This is a genomic window from Oscillospiraceae bacterium (genome assembly GCA_034925865.1).
Taxonomy (GTDB): Bacteria; Bacillota; Clostridia; order Oscillospirales; family SIG627; genus SIG704.
Window position 1 is genome coordinate 1 of record JAYFRN010000002.1, and the last position, 20,530, is coordinate 20,530.

Consider the following 20,530-nt stretch of genomic DNA (forward strand, 5'->3'; position numbering starts at 1 on the left):
TTTCACCCTCTCAATATTACTTGCCACGTAATACCATTTTACCATAAAAATGCGCAAAAAGCAAGCTCTTTCTCGCTTTTTGCGCATTTTTTATTGATATTTCCCTTCGTATTACTTGCTTTGTTGAAAGTTAGGGTTTAATATGAGATGAAAGCCAATATACCAAAACCTTTTCTCCCTTAAGATGGTAGTTATTTTATAGCCAGTTAATAATTTCTTCTGATCTTCCAGCTAAATTCAAGCAACATAAAGACAAGCCGCGCAATTGCTTGCGCGGCCTCTTTTGTCGCTGATTTTCTACATGGAAATGTAAATGTCTATAACGGTAATATAAAAGTTTCCTCTGATATCGTTTATCCTAAGCGGGGACGCGAAAAAACTTAACAAAGTATATATATTTAATTTTTATTGCTTTTAAGGACGATTTGGTTTAAAATTATTAAAGTTCTTCCCATATCTGTTATCTAAAAATCACAACGGAAAATAATCATTTATTTCTTCTTCGGAAATCTGGCTCCCATATTCGCTCATTTCATATGCCTCCGCATATTCTACCGCCGATCCTCTTTGTTCACCGTACCTTGCGATTAACAAATTACGAAAGCGATCCGCGGATCTCCGGTCACTGCCATTAACGCAATCATATGCGTATTTACTGTCATCGTAATCCTCCGGGATACCCTTCTGCAGTCTGTCAATCCATGGTAAAAAATCAAAGAATTGAGATTTATGGCACGAAACCATCTCAAGCTTTCGGTCTATTACATCATCAATGCTCACCGCGACATTCGGAGAAAATGAATACGGTCTTTTAAAGCTGTCGCTCATATAGAAAATCGCCGGCTGGAATTTTAAAGCCGGAGTATCCGGGCATACATTCGGAATCATTATGAGGTATGAGTTATCCTGTACCAGCTGTGAAGTATAACGATGATCCGGATGGTAATCGTTTGGTCTGTGTGTTATGATAATATCAGGCGCAAAATTGCGTATAATGCGAAGAAGCTCGTCTCTTGTATTCAGATTTACTTCAAGTCTGCCGTCAGGATTGTCGAGAACCAAATAAGTAAGCCCGCCGACAGCCGCCGATGCCTGTGCTTCCGACTTTCTTATTTTAGCCAACGCTTCTCTTTTATAGCTCTGATGGCCTGCGCTTCCGTCAGTAACCGAAACAAATTGCACGGTACAGCCTTCTTTGATATATTTAAGCGCGATGCCTCCGCATCCCCCGTCACAATCATCCGGATGCGCTCCGATAATCAATATTCTTAGTTTCAGCATTTTGATTTCCTCCAAAATATTATACTATATCATACTATTTTACATCAAAATAAAAGCAAGCTTTATTATTAGTGCGTAAATAAAGCCTTTTGATCCAAACTCACAAATATCTATTATCATACCATAAGAACAAAAGGTTGGCAAGCCCGTTTTTATAAAACATCACCTGTATATATTATTAAAACCTCAAGCAGTATTCAGACAAAATTTTATCAGGAGAGCTGAAAAATGAAACCGCAAATCATAAATATAATTAATTTCATAAGAGGCGTAGAACCCAGAGATCCAGAAAAAGACTTACTGGAACCGGTTATAAAGCAAATAGAGACATTGAAGCTATATCATCTGCCCGGAACCTTTTTGCTTCAGTATGATGCATTGATAAGAAAAGACATGATTTCTCATCTGAAAAGAGAAGATTTTGAAATCGGCATTTGGCTTGAAATTGTTCAGCCGCTTGCGGAAAAAGCGGGAGTAAAATGGAAAGGACGTCCCGGGTTTTCCTGGGACTGGCATGTTAATTCCGGATTTACTATCGGATATACTCCCGAAGAACGTGAAAAGATGATCGATGTGTTCATGTGCGATTTTAAAAAGGCCTTCGGCTTTTATCCCGAAGCCGCCGGAGCATGGTTCATTGATGCTCATACTCTGCAATACCTGTCAAGTAAATATGAAATCAAGGCATTCTGTAACTGCAGGGATCAATGGGGAACGGACGGATATACGCTTTGGGGCGGTTATTACGGGCAAGGTTATTATCCGAGCCGATATAACGCATTTATTCCCGCGCAGAACAAGGAATCGCAGATCAATATCCCTGTCTTCCGAATGCTGGGCAGCGATCCGATTTATCAATACAATACCGGTCTTGATGAGAATTTCAACCCTTGCGATTGGCAGGACGTGAAAACACTTGAACCGGCCAGTGAAAATGCCGGGGGTTCGCCGGATTGGGTACGATGGTTTATTAGAGAAAATTTCAACGGTCTTTGTCTTTCATTTGGATACGCTCAGGCCGGACAAGAAAATTCCTTTGGGTGGGAAGCAATGAAAAGCGGAATTGAAGACCAGTTTAAATTGATTTCGGAATACCGTTCCGCAGGAAAGCTGCAGGTGATGACGCTTGGCAATACCGGAAAATGGTATCAGTCGGAATACTGCGTAACACCCGCGTCTTCTATTACAGCGCTGAGCGATTGGAGTGAGTCCGGAAACCGTTCGGTTTGGTATTGCAGCCGGTATTACAGAATAAATATCTTCTGGGGAAATGGCAGCCTTTATATTCGTGATATTCATATTTTTGACGAAAATTGCCGGGAAACATATCTGGAAGCAACCTGCGAGTCACAAAGCTGTGTATACGAAACTCTGCCTGTAATAGACGGAAACCGCTGGAGCGGAAATAATATTCAGGCGGGCATTTACCCTGAAGTAATGCAGCAGGACAGTTCAACCGCGCTCATGGGCGGAGAAGCGAAGGTCACTGAGCTTGACAATGAAAAGCTTTCTGTCGTATGGCCTCTTAAAACAGGAGGAAGCATGCAAATAATCTGCGGAGTAAAAACGCTCACGTTTGAAATAAAAAATGCAGATCAAAATCTTCAATGGTCGCTTGCTTTCAAAACCGGAATTCATAATGGTCTGCCTAAGATAATGTCAAACGGAAATTCTATGACCTTTCTTCATAATGATTTTAGCTATCATGTTGGCATAGAAGAAGGCACATTCCGCCGTAATAAAGAATATTTCTTGAATATTGCTCCGCAAAACAACCGAATTATTTTGAATTTTGAACAATAATTTATTATTTTTCAGAATCAGCTTCATCCTTAAATGCTTTATATTCTTGCATTATTTCAACATGACTTGTAAAAAACCTATTTATGATGCCGAGAGCCGAAACAGTCGATAAGCTAAGCGAATGTTCGACAAGCTCTGTTTCTTCCAACGGATTGGAGCTGCCGATCATAGTCAGAAAGCTTTCCACCGTCTTATGCCGCAATAAAAGGTATTCCCCGATTTCTCGTCCGCTGTCCGTTAACTGTACTATTTCATAACGGTCATATTTTAAATAACCGAGCTCTGCAAGCTTAAAAATCATTTTCGAAGCTGACGACGGCTTTACATTCAGATAATCGGAAAGCTGTCCGATACGTGCATAATCATTCTCCATGCAAAGCCTGTACGCCATTTCCAGATAATCCTCCATCGCCGGAGTTAACTGCCCTTCCCGCCGATTGGCAAGCTGATACCCGCGGACTGTCCTAAAATCCGAATTTATATTTTCGTTCATAAGCTTGATCCTTTAGAATATTGTCATAGTCGTTCAATCAAGTATATTCGTAACACTTTCAAATTAGAAATCATATATTAGCGTAGGGAAAGTTTCTTGCCCTACGCTTATTTTTTGAGGATTAATTTATGAATGAAAATCATATATCGTTAAACCAACTGCCTATCGGGAGAAAAGCAAATGTCGCGATGCTGACTTCCGACGGTACCATCAGGAGACGTATGCTTGATCTCGGTATTGTTTACGGAACTGAGATTGAACCGCTTTATAAAAGCCCTTCAGGTAATCCTGTGGCCTATCTGATAAGGGGAGCTGTTATCGCGCTCAGATCCGATGTATCGGAAAGAATCATGGTATCGGTGATGTAAACATATGGAACAATAGCAAATCGGATCTAAACCTACATATAATCATTGTAACAGATGCGTATGAGACAACGATCTTTACTTTACTATTGTTCCGTTATTATTTAAAGGAGAATTTTTAATGGGGTTGACAGGCTCGTCTACGGGAGCGGGAGTTTTAAACTACTGCGGCCTACATATAGAAAAAGAAACACAGCAAGATAAAATTGTGGCGCTCGCGGGCAATCCGAACGTTGGAAAAAGCACTGTTTTCAACAGCTTGACCGGCTTGAATCAGCATACCGGCAACTGGCCGGGAAAAACAGTCATGAACGCGCAAGGAAGATATCGATATAAAGGCAATAATTTTATCATGGTAGATATTCCGGGCACCTATTCACTGATGGCAAATTCAACCGAAGAAGAAATTGCCCGGGATTTTATCTGCTTTGGTCAGCCGGATGCCGTGGTTGTCGTCGCCGATGCCACATGTCTCGAACGTAATCTTAATTTGTTAATTCAGACTATAGAAATCACAGATAAAGTCGTGTTGTGCGTAAACTTGATGGATGAAGCTAAAAAAAAGAAAATACACATTGATTTCAATATTTTAGCATCGTTGTTGAATATCCCTGTCGTAGGAACAAGCGCGAGATCGGGATATGGCCTTAACGAGTTAATGGATGCTGTAATTTCTATTACCGAAGGTACTTTTGAGGGAGTTCCACTTCGTATCACTTACGGCGATGAAATTGAAAAAGCAGTTTCAATTCTGGAACCCGCAGTCGCGGCAATTTTACAGGAACGAGTAAACAGCAGGTGGGTGTCGCTCAGGTTGCTTGACGGAGATGAAAGTATACTCCGTTCATTAAAAGAATATCTCGGTTATGACCTAATGCAAGACAAAATAACATCAGATAAGGTAACGGAAGCCAGGCTCATTTTAAAAGAAGCGGGAATTTTAATTGAAAGCTTTCGTGATCTGGTCGTAACAAAAATAGTTAATGCCTGTGAGAGAATCGTCAGCGAAGCCGTCATATATGATAAAAAGGAATATGCCAGAAGAGACAGGAAAATCGATAAAATTCTGACCTCAAAAGCGACCGGCATACCAATTATGATCGCGCTGTTATTCGGCGTATTCTGGCTTACGATCACAGGAGCAAACTATCCTTCCGAACTAATTGCCACGGGATTATTTTCACTGGAAGACCGCCTGTCCGGGCTGTTGCAGTCAATTTCGTCCCCTGTCTGGATTACCGGTCCTCTCATTGACGGAATGTATCGGACTCTGGCCTGGGTCGTCTCTGTCATGCTTCCGCCTATGGCGATTTTTTTCCCGCTGTTTACATTACTGGAGGATTCGGGTTATCTTCCTCGGATCGCATTTAATCTCGACAATTACTTCCGCAAAGCCTGCGCTCACGGCAAACAAGCGTTGACCATGTGTATGGGATTTGGCTGTAATGCCGCCGGAATCATCGGCTGCCGTATTATCGATTCGCCGCGCGAACGCCTGATTGCGATTATTACAAACAACTTTGTGCCATGCAACGGAAGATTCCCAACGTTGATCGCGATCATTACTATGTTTTTTGCGGGAGCTTTTGAAGGTTTATTTCAATCAATTACCTCCACATTGATGTTGACCGGAGTGATCGTACTCGGCGTTTTTATGACCCTGATGATTTCAAAGCTGTTGTCAAAAACAATATTAAAAGGTATGCCGTCCTCTTTCAATCTTGAGCTTCCGCCTTACAGACGCCCGCAGATCGGAAAAGTGATTGTACGTTCCGTAATAGACAGAACACTTTTCGTATTGGGCAGAGCGGCTTCCGTCGCCGCACCTGCAGGTCTTGTCATATGGCTGCTTGCCAATATACATATAGGTGATTTAAGCTTGCTTTCTCATTGCGCAGGGTTTCTTGATCCGTTTGCGCGTTTGATGGGCCTTGACGGCTATATACTTTTTGCATTCATTCTCGGCTTTCCTGCAAATGAAATCGTCGTGCCGATCATTATTATGAGTTATATGGCGACTGGATCGCTGACCGGTTTTGACAGTTTAACGCAGCTGCATGCGTTGTTTGTAAACAACGGATGGACATGGCTCACAGCTGTCTGCGTTATGCTTTTTTCTCTGATGCATTGGCCCTGCGGGACCACATGCATAACAATAAAAAAAGAAACTCAGAGCATAAAATGGGCGCTTATTTCATTCGCTGTTCCGACTGTGACAGGTATTGCCGTCTGCTTATTCGTGGCAAACACAGTCCGATTGCTCGGGCTTGTGTAAAATCACAGTTATTAGAAATTAATGCGTTGCCGTCACAGTTTCATCAATTTAGAGAACGTGTCAGAATCATTCAAAGTATAAGTATTTATTTCATAAGAAATTTTTGAGAGAAAAGGCTTTGGTATATAAGTCTTTCTCTCATAATTTATGCTTCCGCAGATCATACTAACAGCAGTTTAAAAATCAAACTGACATTTTCCTGAGTATTTAACCTGGATTTAACCTTAGTGTTCTTTTTGATTTTACTATTACGCCTTATTATATCAATGTACGGATACATTAGTACAAAACGAAAAACATAAGGAGAATATTTACATGAAAAAAGCAATTGCGATTGCCCTTGGAATCGCGTTTCTCTGCACTGCGTTCACATCATGCGGAGGAGGCTTCAGCAAGGAGAATAAAATAACGGTTATATCCCGCGAGAGCGGCTCGGGAACGCGCGGAGCATTTATAGAGCTGTTCGGAGTCGAACAGAAGGATACAACCGGCAATAAGGTCGACCGGACGATTGCCACAGCAGATATAAACGCAGATACGGGAATCGTTCTCACAAACGTAGCTTCAAACAAAAACTCAATCGGTTATATTTCACTCGGCGCTCTCAACAATACTGTCAAAGCCCTGAAGATCGACGGAGCATCGGCAACAGTGGCGAATATCAAAAACGGAACATATAAAATTGCGAGACCGTTTAATATCGCGACAAAAGGTGACCTTTCGGCAGTCGCCGATGATTTTATAAAATTCATACTTTCCACTGAGGGTCAGGCGGTTGTATCAGCAAAGGGATATATCGCGCTTGATAACGCGGCGGCATACAACGGCGTGAAGCCATCCGGAAAGGTCACCATATCCGGTTCGTCATCTGTAACTCCGTTGATGGAAAAATTAAAAGAAGCATATCTTAAAATTAATACTAACGCAACAATAGAAATTCAACAAAGCGATTCCTCGTCAGGAATGATCGATGCATCAGAAGGAATTTCCGATATAGGAATGGCTTCCCGAGAGCTGAAAGACAGCGAGCTTGCCAATGGTCTAGCTCCTACCGAAATCTGTATGGATGGAATTGCGGTAATCGTCAACAATGCGAATACGATTGAAGAACTGACAAAGGATCAGGTAATGAAAATATACATTGGCGAAGCAGTCAAATGGGCGGATGTAATCGACTGAAACGATTCGAAACGGAGAGCTTCGGCTCTCTGTTTGGTTTGATACGGAGGTTAAATTGAAAAGCTTTAAAGAACAGACTGCTCGCATCATTTTTATGATATCAGCCTGCATTGCCATTATCGCCGTAACATTAATATGTATATTTTTATTTGCCAACGGCATACCCGCTATGGGAAAGATAGGATTCTGGAAATTTTTATCCGGGACGGTCTGGAAGCCCGAAAATGATATTTACGGTATATTTCCCATGATACTTGCCAGTATTTATGTAACGACAGGCGCAATAATCCTCGGTGTGCCTGTCGGTATACTGTCGGCAATGTTTTTGACACGTTTTTGCTCAAAACGGCTTTATAAAATCATAAAGCCAGCGGTTGATCTGCTCGCCGGTATACCGTCTGTCGTATACGGCTTTTTCGGATTAATGGTGATCGTGCCCACGATACGCAACGCATTCGGAGTAAGCGGAGCGTCAATGCTCGCGGCTTCAATTGTGCTTGGAATAATGATTCTGCCCACAATCATAGGAATATCTGAATCGGCTATACGAGCGGTGCCAGAAAGCTATTACGAAGGTTCTCTTGCGTTAGGCGCCAGTCATGAGCGAAGTGTGTTTTTTTCGGTTCTTCCCGCGGCAAAATCAGGCATAACCGCCGCCGTCATACTCGGAATCGGACGTGCGATAGGCGAAACAATGGCTGTCATAATGGTCGCTGGAAATCAGGCCGTTATTCCCGGCGGAATTTTGGACGGGCTCCGCACGCTTACAGCTAATATTGTGATAGAAATGAGTTATGCCGCCGACCTGCACCGCGAAGCGCTGATTGCAACAGGCGTTGTTCTGTTCGTATTCATTCTGATCATAAATTTGACCTTCTCACTTCTTAAAAGGAGGACAAAAGATTGAAGGATAGCTCTTTAAATTTCAATCAGCGGAATATTGCCTTGCGATTTATACAACCCCAGTTTCGGCAAAACAAAGCCGTAAAAAGCTTGCGGTTCGGCGGAAAGGAATTATCATATAAATGAAAAGGAAAACGCAATCAATATTTTTGCGGACTATTACTTATGCTTCAATAACCGTAACGCTTGTCTCGCTTGTCGGAATTATTGGCTATATATTTACAAAGGGTATTCCTTATCTTTCGCCGGAGCTCTTTGCCTTCGAATACAACAGTGAAAACGTATCGCTTTATCCGGCGCTTATCAACACCGTTTCAATGACGCTCCTTACTTTGATTATTGTTGTGCCTCTGGGTGTGGCCGCGGCAATATACCTGGTTGAATATGAGAAAAAAGGCAGCAAGCTGGCGGAAACGGTACGTATAATGGCAGAAACACTTGCGGGAATTCCGTCCATTGTCTACGGATTGTTCGGATATCTCATGTTCGTTATTTATATCGGGTGGGGAAAGAGCTTTCTTGCAGGTTCGCTTACTCTCGGAATTATGATTCTTCCTGTTATTATGAGGACGACTGAGGAATCACTTAAATCTGTTCCTGACACATTCCGGGAAGGAAGCTTCGGGCTTGGCGCGGGAAAGCTCCGCACGGTTTTCAAAATCGTTATCCCATATGCTGTCCCGGGAATATTCGCGGGGATAGTGCTTTCTGTCGGACGTATTGTGGGCGAAACAGCTGCGTTGATTTACACCTCCGGAACAGTAGCGCATATACCCGATAATTTGATGTCAAGCGGGAGAACACTTTCGGTTCACCTTTATTCGCTTTGGAAGGAAGGCTTCAACACAAATCAGGCGTATGCCACGGCGGTGGTGCTCATGATTATAGTTGTCGGAATAAACGCTTTATCTTCATTTATAGCAAAAAAAATCGGAAAAGGTTAAATGAATCAGTAAAATTAATACCTTTACGGTTTTAAAACCGCAATTCAGGCAAAGCCGAACCGCCAATGAGTTTGCGGTTCGGCGGAAAGGCATGATCATATAAATGGATAAATTTAAAATAGATGATCTGAATTTATACTACGACAGCTTTCAAGCGCTTAAAAACATAAAAATAAATATACCCTCAAATGAAATAACCGCTTTTATCGGACCGTCTGGCTGCGGTAAATCAACTCTGCTTAAAACGCTCAACCGTATGAACGATCTTATAGAGGGATGTAAAATAACAGGAAAAGTATTGCTTGACGGCGAAAACATATATGATAAGAGCATTGATGTAAACCTGCTGCGCAAGCGTGTGGGAATGGTCTTTCAGAAGCCTAATCCGTTTCCTATGAGCGTTTATGACAACATCGCCTACGGACCCAGGACACATGGTATAAAAAGCAAGGCGCGCCTTGATGAAATTGTTGAAAAATCATTGAATGACGCCGCAATATGGAACGAACTTAAGGACAGACTTCAAAAATCGGCGCTTGGCCTTTCCGGCGGTCAGCAGCAGCGGCTTTGCATTGCCCGCGCGCTTGCCGTAGAGCCACAAGTCTTGCTTATGGACGAACCAACCAGCGCTCTTGATCCGATATCAACAAGCAAAATAGAAGATCTTGTATCCGAACTTAAAAAATGTTATACTATTATTATAGTTACGCATAACATGCAGCAAGCCACACGTATTTCTGATAAAACAGCGTTTTTCCTGCTTGGAGAAATCATTGAATTCGGTAATACAGACGCGATGTTTACCGATCCCGCCGATAAACGTACCGAAGATTACATTACCGGGAGGTTTGGCTAATGAGAAATAAATTTGACGAACAGCTTGTTTTATTAAATAACGAGCTGATTTCAATGGGTGCTCTCTGCGAAAACGCGATTGACAGCGCAGTCAAAGCCCTGCTTGAAAGTGACACCGTTCTTGCCGCGGACGCGATAAGAACCGACAGGGAGATCGACCAAAAGGAACGCGACATAGAAACGCTCTGCATGAAGCTGCTTTTACAGCAACAGCCGGTCGCACATGACCTCAGGCTTATATCATCCGCGCTTAAAATGGTTACCGACATGGAACGCATCGGCGATCAGGCGGCGGATATTTCAGAGCTTGTTACCTACGCGGATCTGTCAGAATCGAAAAATGATGTGCACATTTCAGATATGGCAACAGCCGTGATAAAAATGGTTACCGAAAGCGTAGATGCCTTTGTGAAAAAGGATTTAACGCTTGCGATGTCGGTTATAGAATATGACGATGTAGTAGACGGATTATTTGTCATGATTAAAAATGATCTTATAAATTTAATTTCATGCAACAAGCTGTACGGAGAGACGGCTCTTGATATTCTGATGATTTCCAAATATCTTGAACGCATCGGAGATCATGCGACGAATATCGCCGAATGGGTTGTATTTGCCATAACCGGTAAGCATGCGGGGAATGGAGACGGAGAATGATTTATGTAGTGGAAGACGACCGCGGTATCAGAGAGCTCGTCGTTTATACGCTGCAGAATACGGGCTTTAAAGCAAAAGGGTTTGAGGACGGCGGAAAGCTCTCCGCCGCTCTGCGTGAAGCTCTCCCTGATCTTGTTCTTCTCGATATTATGCTGCCGGGCGAGGACGGAATCTCTATTTTAAAGAGACTTAAAAGCAACGCAATGACAAAAAAGCTCCCGATCATCATGCTGACAGCCAAGGGATCGGAATACGATAAAGTGATAGGCCTTGACAACGGAGCGGACGATTATATATCAAAGCCTTTTGGGATGATGGAGCTTATCTCACGCATAAAAGCTGTATTGCGCAGAAGCTGTGCGGACGAAGAAACGATCTATACATTTAATAATGTAGTTCTAAACACAAAGGCTCATTCTATTACCGTTGACGGCTCTCCGGTTGAAACAACGCTTAAGGAATTTGAAATTCTGCGTTTGCTTTTAAAAAATGCGGGTACTGTACTCACGCGCAATACTCTTCTTGAAAATGTCTGGGGTTATAACTTCGACGGTGAAACAAGGACAGTCGATGTTCATGTCCGCACGCTTCGCGCCAAGCTCGGCGAAGGCTGTGATATAATTGAAACCGTTCGCGGCGTCGGTTACAGAATAGGCGGCGTTCAATGAAACGACGGATTTTCTGGAGCATCCTGTTAACATCCTTTCTTGTCCTCGCTTTAACGGTAAGCGTGGTTATGATTGCCGTTTATCACGATTTTGAAACCGAACGGAAAGCCGAAATAAAAACCGAAGCCGGTTATATCGCCGCGGCATATTATGATGAAAATATCGAATATCTGCGGGACATCGGAAAAACAAGTAAAAACCGCATAACGCTCATCCGTTATGACGGGACCGTGCTTTACGATAATTTCGCTGACACATCAGTACTTGACAATCATAAAAATCGCCCGGAAATAGCCGAAGCGATGGAAAGCGGAAGCGGCGAAGCGCAAAGAGCATCCGACACTCTGGGTGAAAAAACTTATTATTATGCCGTAAGGTTAAATAATGGCAATATTTTACGCGTCGCGTCAACAATGAGAAACATTGCAAAGGTCTTCGACACTTCCGCGACATATATAGAATTGACCTTGCTGCTCGCTCTCGTGATTTCAATCGCGGCATCTGATACTCTGACAAAACGTATCGTCAGACCGATAAATAATATCAAGCTTGATTCACCGCTTTCATCCTATGCTTATGACGAGCTGTCTCCCCTTCTTGTCAAAATTGATAAGCAAAATCAAAAAATCACCCTTCAGATGGAGGAGCTCAAGCATAAACAGCGTGAATTTTCCGGAATAACCGACAGTATGAATGAGGCGCTCATAATATACGGCACAGATAAAAAGGTTCTTTCTGCAAATCGAAGCGCAAAACGTATTTTTTCATGCTATCAGCCACAGGGTCTCGGATACCTTGAAATATGCCGCGATATACCTTACATCCGGGCGGTCGAAGATGCTTTTCTCGGGAAATCTGCTGATGCAAAGCTGACAAAAGCGGGACGCATATACCGTATTTCCGTGAATCCTGTCAATGAAAACGACAATTACGCGGCGGTGCTTTTTGCCGTAGATATAACAGAGTCAGAACAGGCGGAGCAGATGCGCCGTGAATTTTCGGCAAATGTGTCTCATGAGCTGAAAACTCCGCTTACATCAATTTTGGGATGCGCGGAAATAATGCAAAGCGGCATCGCAAAACCGGAGGATTTTCCTCATTTCACAGAACAGATATATAATGAAGCCAAACGACTTTTGTCGCTTATTGATGATATCATAAAGCTGTCAAGGCTTGACGAGAGCGAGCTGAAAAATGAGTTTTCGGAAGTCGATCTTTATAAATTATGTGAAAAGGTTATAGATGAGCTTGCACAAAAAGCAAAGGATTCAGATGTTGCTCTTTCCCTCAAAGGCGAAAGGCTTTGTGTAAAGGGTATAGAAAATACGCTTCACGAAATGATTTATAACTTATGCGATAATGCCATAACCTATAATATAAAAGGCGGAAGCGCGGAAGTTTCGATTTTAAACGAAAACGGTCATGCCATTCTGAGTGTGGAGGATACCGGAATAGGCATTGCGCCTGAGCATCAAAGCCGTGTATTCGAACGATTTTACAGAGTTGATAAAAGCCATTCCAAAGAAACCGGCGGAACAGGACTGGGGTTATCGATTGTAAAGCATGGAGCAATTCTTCACGGAGCGGAAATCCGTCTTACAAGCACGCTCGGAAAAGGCAGTGTTATCGAACTTATATTTAATAACACAGCAAATAAATAGTTACTGTGTTTGATTAACTCGGCAATTTAGATAATTACCGCTTAAAGAGAGAAAAGGCTCTGATATATGGGCTTTTCTCTCTTGTAAAAAAAACAATATGAAAACGGGATGCATAAATCCGAAAGGGTTGACTGCAGCCCGTTTTTATAATTTTAAGCTGTTTTTCATGTATCATTAGAACTAATGATATTACTATTACATCACATCATTTGAATTAATGAATAGACAACCCGCATCTTTGACGATAATAATATAAATTGAAATACAGCCTGATGATAACCGATTTGAAAAGGAAGGAAGCGATACTATAAAAATAATCAATCAAATCAAAGAATATTTATTAAAGCCCAAACCCGTCTGTAACAGCAACCAAACCGATACCGGAGCCACATCAAATATAATTGATATCGATAAAAACTGTTTCAGTAAAAATGACATTGTTTCAAATGATTTTGATAAAAGTGAATTGATTAAAAAACTTACGCCCCGTGAAAAGACCGCCTGCCGATTCCTGCTTGAAGGATTAACTCTCAGCGAAACGGCAAAGCAAATGAATATCAGATATCCGACAGTGAACACCTATCAGACAGCTATTTATAAAAAGCTGAGCGTAAATTCGCGGGCAGAGCTTATAATCAAATATCGGAATACGGAACTGATGCGGTAAATATAACTTATATCAAAGCAATATTAAATTGGGAGTGCAGCTCATGAAAAAAACAATTATAAACAAGAAAATTTTCATTATCATATTGGTTTTTACTCTGATCCTTGTTTCAGGAGGCGTATATTTCGCTGTCAGATACGGTGGAAGCCTTTTCGGCCATTTACATACCGGAACCGGCAGCGCGGATAATACGGATCCCAATCAGGCCAGGATAGTCACGGATGATATCATAGGTAAGCCGGATGTTGATTTCAAGCTTTTAAAGACCGGTCCAGCCGACGATTGGGGCAGCATGCCTGTTCCGTATTTTAACCCGCTTGGATCATATTCTTTTTATGAAAGCGCTGAATATATCGGTTTCGACAACGAGCCTGTAACTTTGCATACGCTGAAGGGATACACGGAAAAATGCGAAAATATCACCGGCGAGAAGTGGGTCTTGAAAATACCTTCAGACGTTGATTATACCTTGAATTGGATGCAATGGCAGACAAAGAAAACCGGCGGCACAGGATATTGCGGCACGCATGACCATTCGACTTTTTCACTTAAGGAAAACGATTCTGTCATGTGGTGGGCGGATGTCCGAGAGCTTGAATCCGGCGGCGCGGAAATTACCGTCGTCAAAACCAACTTATTATCCGCCGGAAAATCACTCACTGTCAATGCGGGTGATTATAAAGGCGTATATTATTTAGAAACCGAATGCACTCCGGGAAAGCTTCAGACCGCTTCAATCAAGCTCGAGGGTGCCGATACCTGCGGAATACAGGTCGATATAACAGGCGGAAGCACAATCGGAAATTATAAGTATCATACTCAGCTTTCGCTTTCGGATGAAGAACTGAATAAGAAGAAAACTGATACATTTGTCCTTGACAATCTGCCGATAACCGACGGCAGACTCTGCTGGTGCATTTCCTGGCAGAACGCAGCAGCCAAACCAGAGAAATTCACGGTCAGTATAAATGATACGGCGGATATCAATAAAGTAAAATGGGGAGAAGCGCCCGGTGCGATACGCGTTGTCGGCATACCTTCGGGAGCCGCAAAAGTAACCCTGCCGGAATGGGCATCCGCGGAACATACAGATATATCGCTTTCAGGCAATGAGCTCATCGGCATTGCCGACGAAAACGGCGATATGCTTTTCACCGCTCCGAGCGGTTATTACAATGTATCAATACCATCCGGTCTCGGAGATGAATATTCTGTGATGAGGCTCGTCCCTGTCAGCGCCGGTGAAGTCACCACAGTTACTATACCCGATGAAATGAAAGCCTCCGTAGGAGCAACATCACGGCTCTGCGGAAGCTTTGATATAGACGAGGGAGGTATAGAGCTTTTAAATAATTCTGTTTCCGGAAATACAGGTACTGTATCGTTTATTATAAATGATCCGCAGGACAGAGAACTTTCACTGTCGGCAGACGATATCAAAATCAGCGAAGAAGGCGCCCGGGGTACCGTCACAAAGGTTGAACGAATGCTCGCGGGAAGCAATGTCGTATTAGTATTGGACAGCTCCGGCTCAATGGGAGACAATATGAAGCCGTGCATTGACGCGGCAATACAATTTATAAAGAGCCTTCCGGAGGATACAACGATTCAGGTAATTCAATTTGCGCAGGATATCACTCTGCATGAAGGAACCGACAAGGCATCCGCGTTGAAGGCGCTTGATAAAATCAAGTCAGTCGGCGCCACATCGCTTTATGACGCCACAGGAAAGGCGCTTGAGCTTCTCGGAGGAAAAAAGCGCGGATACGCGGTTATATTCTCAGACGGCGCGGACAGCCGCGAACCGGGAGTAGACGGAGAGGGGAGCATTGCCACCAGTGGTGAAATTATCGACGCCATTAAAGAAAGCGGCGTTACCGTATTTACGATAGGCTTTGGTAAAGGTCATGACCCGGCAATACTGAAGGCTATGTCCGCCGCTTCCGTAAACGGAGCATATTACATGGCCGCGGATAAATCGGCACTGAACAGCGTTTTTGCCGCGGTTGCGGGAAAATTTGGAAATCAATATACAGTGACCTATACGCGTCCCACAATAATTGAAGACGAAAGCAGCACGATTCCCGTGGTTTCTCTTATGCTCGATAGGTCAGGCTCAATGAATATTGATCCTGCCGAAGATAATAATGTCGGCTGGCGCATGGACAAAATCAAAGCCGTATTTCACGACTTTATTCTGAATCTGCCGCAAGGCACGCTGATGCAGGTCGGAAGCTTCGCGGAGCCCGAGGGCGGAGAGGAGCCGCGGTATGACCAGATAACAACAGATCAAAAAGCGCCTGTTTTACAAGCTGTCGGCAGCCTCATCGCGGGCGGCAGCACTCCTACGCTTACAGCGCTTAATATGGCCTATAACAATCTCGCGCCCATACCCTCGCAGAAACGAGTGCTTGTATTTTTCACGGATGCCGCCCTTTACGATCCGGAAAACGCTGATGTCCTTGACATCGTACTTGGTAATCTTAAGAATTCAGGCATACGTGTGCTTTTCGCTGGACTCGCGACAGGTTCAGAAGCAGAATCCCTCGATGAAATTTTCAAGAACGCAGCCGAAAAAGCGGGCGGAGACTATATTCTGACTGACAGCATGGATAAGATTGCCGAAAAATTAAACGAGCTTCTTAACCGGATAGATACCCCGGTAAAGAAAACCGGCGTTGATTTCACAATGGGTATAGACTATGCTGCCGACGACGGAAGCAAAGTAAGCTTATATACAGCAAAAAACTTAAGCAACTGTTCTCCTGTCACCGGAAAAGGCAAACCCGTATCGCCTCAGACAGTTAATTTTGCGTCAGGTGAGCCTTATGTTATTTACGACCGCAACGCTGCTCAGCTTATTACCGGGTCGGATCAGCCGGGTGTTCAAAGCCGCGTTATTCTGCGAATGTCGTTTGACAATATGTCAAAGTCAAATAAATTCGCTGAATTGAAGGTCAAAGAAGTATATTTACTGGATGTATTTAAAGGCATTGAAGCGCCGCAGGGCAAGCTTTTCCTCGCGCTGAACGCAGAGCTTGCGTTTAAGAAATCCGACGCTTCATCCAAAGTGACTGCTTATCAGATTCCCGACATTTTTAATCATTTCTATGTCAGCGTCAACGAAGGACAGATGATGCCGGCCAGCGAGGCGACATGGCTTGCGGAATGTCCCTTCGCCATGCCGGGTGAATGCAGCATTCAGGTTGACGGCGGAAATTCACGCAGCGGAGCACTGATATTCCTCGTCGACGCTCCGGAAAGCTGCAGTAATATAAATCAGCTTTCACTTCATCTTTACGATACCCAGAACGGGCATATTGAAATTTCTCTGATCGGAAAGCTGACATCGGAAATGATTTCTATGAGCTCCTTGCCTGTTCAGGTAACACAAAAGATTACAGACGCATTTTCTATGAAAATGATCGGAATGACCGATTTGACTTCTTTAATGAAAATTGATCTTCCTCAATCGGAAGACAGCGAATACAATAATAATGCTTTCAGAGTGCTGGAAGCTCAGTTTGATACTAAGGTTCAGGCACTTCTCGATATTGATCCTGTTGAAAGATTTTTATATCAGATAGACACGGACAAAGGCGTTCTGCTTGTGCCGATGAGCGATATCGTATACAAGCTTCCTCTCGGCTTCTCAGGAAAAACGATGCTGGCGCCGGGCTCGTGCAGCAAAGTACGTATGCCATTCGTGCTGCCAAGAGAATTATTAAACGTAAATTCATACATATACGGAGATCTTTCCGACGGCAGCCTTTTAATACCGGTTGTGAAGGGTAGCGCTTATAAAACCGGAGGCACCGGAAAGACCTTCAACAATAAATATTTTTCTCTCACCGTAAATTCATTCACACTGCTTCAGACGGACGGAAATCAGGCTGTGCTCGACTTTACTTTGACTGACAAAAAAGACGGCCAGGGCACAGGAGGTATCGAAAGCGTGCTGATGCTCCAGCGAAGCGAATCAATGTCTGACTCTCGTGATTCAATGACCTCCGAAGAACTTCAAATGGCCGCGGCAGGGCGAAAGGGTCTCGGCGATTTTACAAGTGAAAGCGAAAATACGGTCAGTGTTGATTCTGAGGCGACATCAAAGCTTTTATTCGGAGTTCTTCAGAAAACAGGATCATGGGGTGCGTATGACGGGCAGTCAAGACGAGGAATCATGATCTTCACTCTGCCTGACGATGATCCGTCAGGCTGGGTCTTGACCTGCAGCGAAATGCTTGATATGTCTGTCGAGCTTGGCACGGAGCCATACAAAGATAAGTCGCTGCTTGCCGAAAAGCCTGAAATACCGGTTGACGATGATTTTGAAAACGCGTTGAGCGAAGCGGTTACAGGGGCGGTGTCCGCTTATGAATCAACCAGTTCGGAGCAAAACAATATAAAATCAGTTGGTCTTTCGGACTCCGAAATTATTGGCAATCAAGTGCCCGCGCCGTCTCTCACCATTTATGGCACACAGAAGATAAAAGCCGTAAAAACAGACGATGATTTTTATGCGTTGATGCAAAAAATGAACTGGCTGCCTGGCATGGTAAACAAAGAAGATGATGTAGATTCCGCGATGTACCGTTACGCACCTGAAGCGGTGATAACCCAGGGCTGGGGAGCCCAAAACGATCTGTCTGTTTTGGCAAGGACGCTGCTTGCGCGCCTCGGATATCAACCGAAATATCGGACTGTTGTCATATCCGCGGAAGGAAAGGCGGAGATCGGACGGATAAGCGGTATTGAGGAAATTCCCGATAAGCTTATAGGTATTGCTTATACGGACGGAAAAGGAAATCAAAAGCTGTTTATTCCTGTGTTTAACAAGGATATTTCCGAATTAAACGGAATGTGCTGTCTTGCGACAGACGAAACGCCCGTGGACATCACTCCCCAAAAAGGCAGATTGACCATCGAGCTGTATGGCAAGCTGATAGGAAACGCCGGCATGGCGGCTGCGGCCGGCATGATGAACGATATCGGAAGTGTTTTAGGCGGCGGAGAAGGAGACGGAGATTTCTATGAAACAGTTACTGTTTTCGACAGAGAACTTTCCTTGCCCGACATGAGCCTTGATTTAATCGATATAAGTTATATTTCAACCGCGAAGAGCGAAGGCGGCGAAATGATCCTGCCTGTCCTTGACACAAGACAAGGCTTTTTGTATGATTCGGACAGCTGGGTGGATACTTCTTCTTATAAATTCGAGCAGATTATCATACGCCTGGATGAAGAAACCGTTCATACCACATTGCTTGGAGAAAATCAAAAATTGACCGAGGTTTTCCATACGCTCGCATGGAATGTGCCTGAGCTTGCGGAAGATTCCGCCGGATCAATAGAACAAATGGCGGAAGTGGAAGCCTCCGCGGCAGATAATCCCGCCAACTATTCCGTATCGCGCTGGCTCGGACACGAAACGATCGGACGTCTTGTAAAGGGGCTTTCTGATATGGGAAGAGAAACGTCCGAAAAACTGAATATTAAAGCCGGACGCTCAACTCAGTCTATCGCATTGCTTGTTACAATGAAGTCGGACGGTAAAAGAGCGGAAGCCACGGTTGATCTTATGAACCACCGGAATCAACTGCATAACGGAAGCGATGAGCAAAAGCATGCATATAACATTATGTACGGTTATTTTGCCAGCAACATGGAAGCAAAAGCTCTTCCCGGCAGTGAAGGCATCGACTATATGGATGTATGGAAGAATATCCCCGAGGATGGTTCGATTAACGTCATCGGTCTAGAATCTGAAACCGATGTAGACGCAATTATAGAAATCCTTGATGAAACCGGATATCCCACGCTCCTTTTGGAACGGATGAGGAAGAACGCCGAATCAGAATTTCATCCCACGATTTATATCTATCAGACCAAACCGTCTACGGTCAACGGAAAGGAAAAATGGGCATGGCTTGAGATCGATATGGAAACCTATGACACCGTCTCTGTGTTTGATACGGGCGAACGGGCAGGCATGTGCGAATATCTGGTGGGTTGTTTCCCGAAAACTTACGCCGAGATAGGAGTCGGGATTGTTGTCGGAATAACAACTTCCGTAGGAAGCGTGGCGGCATATTCGCTATCAATCGACGATTACAAGGAAGTGATGGCAGCAGCTTTGAATCTCAGTGAAGCAATAGGAGAACAGCTTGAATTTATAACCGGTGTTACCGATATCATAGGCGCACACTGTAATGTATGGGAAGGCGTGAACGGGGTTCCGATCGCATGGGAAAAAATATTTGAAGGTCTGGAAGGCCTGTGGGTCAATAAATTCACTTTCATGGAGGGCTATAATATGGCTCTTGACGCTTATTTCGGAAGGTGATTTATTAACATAGCATTTTAATAATTACAACTTAAAGAGAGAAAAGACTCAGGTATATGGGCTTTTCTCTCTTTATGCAGATTGCATAGGTATATATTTTCTCACGAAGCATAATGAGTTTTACAGCGTTGATAATTCTTATGTTCTGCAAGAAACCTCATATAAAAAATGTATGGAACCTAAACAAGCTGTATGCGTGTATACAATGTGTACACGCCATACGGTTTATATCAGCATTACTCAGATAAATGAATGTGTTTTACGATTCGTTATAGGATAATTTTTATTAAATTTGTATTATATATTGCATACTGTGCTTTTTTATGCTAATATTTTGTATATAATGACATTGATTTGAATTATTAACTCGGCAATTGAATAATTACCGTCAAAAGAGAGAAAAGGCTCTTGTATATGGTCTTTTCTCTCTTATAAA

14 protein-coding genes are annotated in these 20,530 nt (G+C 43.4%); 12 read left to right on the forward strand and 2 right to left on the reverse strand.

Annotated elements, in window-relative coordinates; genetic code table 11:
- Window positions 1–471: 471 nt before the first annotated feature.
- Window positions 472–1,281 carry a PIG-L deacetylase family protein gene (locus VB118_00675; protein ID MEA4831113.1) on the reverse strand — a complete coding sequence of 270 codons (810 nt, stop codon included), beginning with the start codon at window positions 1,279–1,281 and terminating at the stop codon, window positions 472–474.
- Between the two features lie 228 nt (window positions 1,282–1,509).
- On the opposite strand from VB118_00675, the gene VB118_00680 reads away from it, so the two are divergent.
- The gene (locus tag VB118_00680) at window positions 1,510–3,084 is read left to right on the forward strand and encodes a hypothetical protein (GenBank protein ID MEA4831114.1); all 1,575 of its coding nucleotides are present in this window, start codon (window positions 1,510–1,512) and stop codon (window positions 3,082–3,084) included.
- A gap of 4 nt (window positions 3,085–3,088) precedes the next feature.
- On the opposite strand, the gene VB118_00685 is transcribed toward VB118_00680, so the two are convergent.
- On the reverse strand, window positions 3,089–3,577 hold the full coding sequence (locus VB118_00685; protein ID MEA4831115.1) for a winged helix DNA-binding protein: 489 nt from the start codon (window positions 3,575–3,577) through the stop codon (window positions 3,089–3,091).
- A gap of 128 nt (window positions 3,578–3,705) precedes the next feature.
- Between VB118_00685 and VB118_00690 the strand changes: the two genes are divergently transcribed.
- The 11 genes from VB118_00690 (at window position 3,706) to VB118_00740 (ending at window position 20,094) form a co-directional block, all read left to right on the forward strand.
- Window positions 3,706–3,945 carry a FeoA family protein gene (locus tag VB118_00690; protein ID MEA4831116.1) on the forward strand — a complete coding sequence of 80 codons (240 nt, stop codon included), beginning with the start codon at window positions 3,706–3,708 and terminating at the stop codon, window positions 3,943–3,945.
- Window positions 3,946–4,063: 118 nt separating this feature from the next.
- Window positions 4,064–6,217 carry a ferrous iron transport protein B gene (feoB, locus tag VB118_00695; protein MEA4831117.1) on the forward strand — a complete coding sequence of 718 codons (2,154 nt, stop codon included), beginning with the start codon at window positions 4,064–4,066 and terminating at the stop codon, window positions 6,215–6,217.
- 315 nt (window positions 6,218–6,532) lie between these two features.
- Window positions 6,533–7,396, forward strand: a complete 864-nt coding sequence (locus VB118_00700; protein MEA4831118.1) for a substrate-binding domain-containing protein — start codon at window positions 6,533–6,535, stop codon at window positions 7,394–7,396.
- Between the two features lie 55 nt (window positions 7,397–7,451).
- Window positions 7,452–8,303 carry a phosphate ABC transporter permease subunit PstC gene (gene pstC / locus VB118_00705; GenBank protein MEA4831119.1) on the forward strand — a complete coding sequence of 284 codons (852 nt, stop codon included), beginning with the start codon at window positions 7,452–7,454 and terminating at the stop codon, window positions 8,301–8,303.
- Window positions 8,304–8,421: 118 nt separating this feature from the next.
- Entirely contained in the window at window positions 8,422–9,243 is an 822-nt protein-coding gene (gene pstA / locus VB118_00710; protein MEA4831120.1) for a phosphate ABC transporter permease PstA, read from the forward strand.
- A 103-nt stretch (window positions 9,244–9,346) separates the two neighbouring features.
- A complete protein-coding gene (gene pstB / locus VB118_00715; protein MEA4831121.1) occupies window positions 9,347–10,099 on the forward strand; it encodes a phosphate ABC transporter ATP-binding protein PstB in 753 nt (250 codons plus the stop codon).
- A complete protein-coding gene (phoU, locus tag VB118_00720) occupies window positions 10,099–10,755 on the forward strand; it encodes a phosphate signaling complex protein PhoU (protein MEA4831122.1) in 657 nt (218 codons plus the stop codon). Before pstB ends, phoU begins: the two co-directional genes overlap by 1 nt.
- Window positions 10,752–11,423, forward strand: coding sequence for a response regulator transcription factor (locus tag VB118_00725; GenBank protein MEA4831123.1), 672 nt, complete (start codon window positions 10,752–10,754; stop codon window positions 11,421–11,423). Before phoU ends, VB118_00725 begins: the two co-directional genes overlap by 4 nt.
- Window positions 11,420–13,084 carry an ATP-binding protein gene (locus tag VB118_00730; protein MEA4831124.1) on the forward strand — a complete coding sequence of 555 codons (1,665 nt, stop codon included), beginning with the start codon at window positions 11,420–11,422 and terminating at the stop codon, window positions 13,082–13,084. Before VB118_00725 ends, VB118_00730 begins: the two co-directional genes overlap by 4 nt.
- A 466-nt stretch (window positions 13,085–13,550) precedes the next feature.
- Window positions 13,551–13,751 carry a helix-turn-helix transcriptional regulator gene (locus tag VB118_00735; protein ID MEA4831125.1) on the forward strand — a complete coding sequence of 67 codons (201 nt, stop codon included), beginning with the start codon at window positions 13,551–13,553 and terminating at the stop codon, window positions 13,749–13,751.
- A 43-nt stretch (window positions 13,752–13,794) separates the two neighbouring features.
- Window positions 13,795–20,094, forward strand: coding sequence for a VWA domain-containing protein (locus VB118_00740; protein ID MEA4831126.1), 6,300 nt, complete (start codon window positions 13,795–13,797; stop codon window positions 20,092–20,094).
- Window positions 20,095–20,530 lie beyond the last annotated feature (436 nt).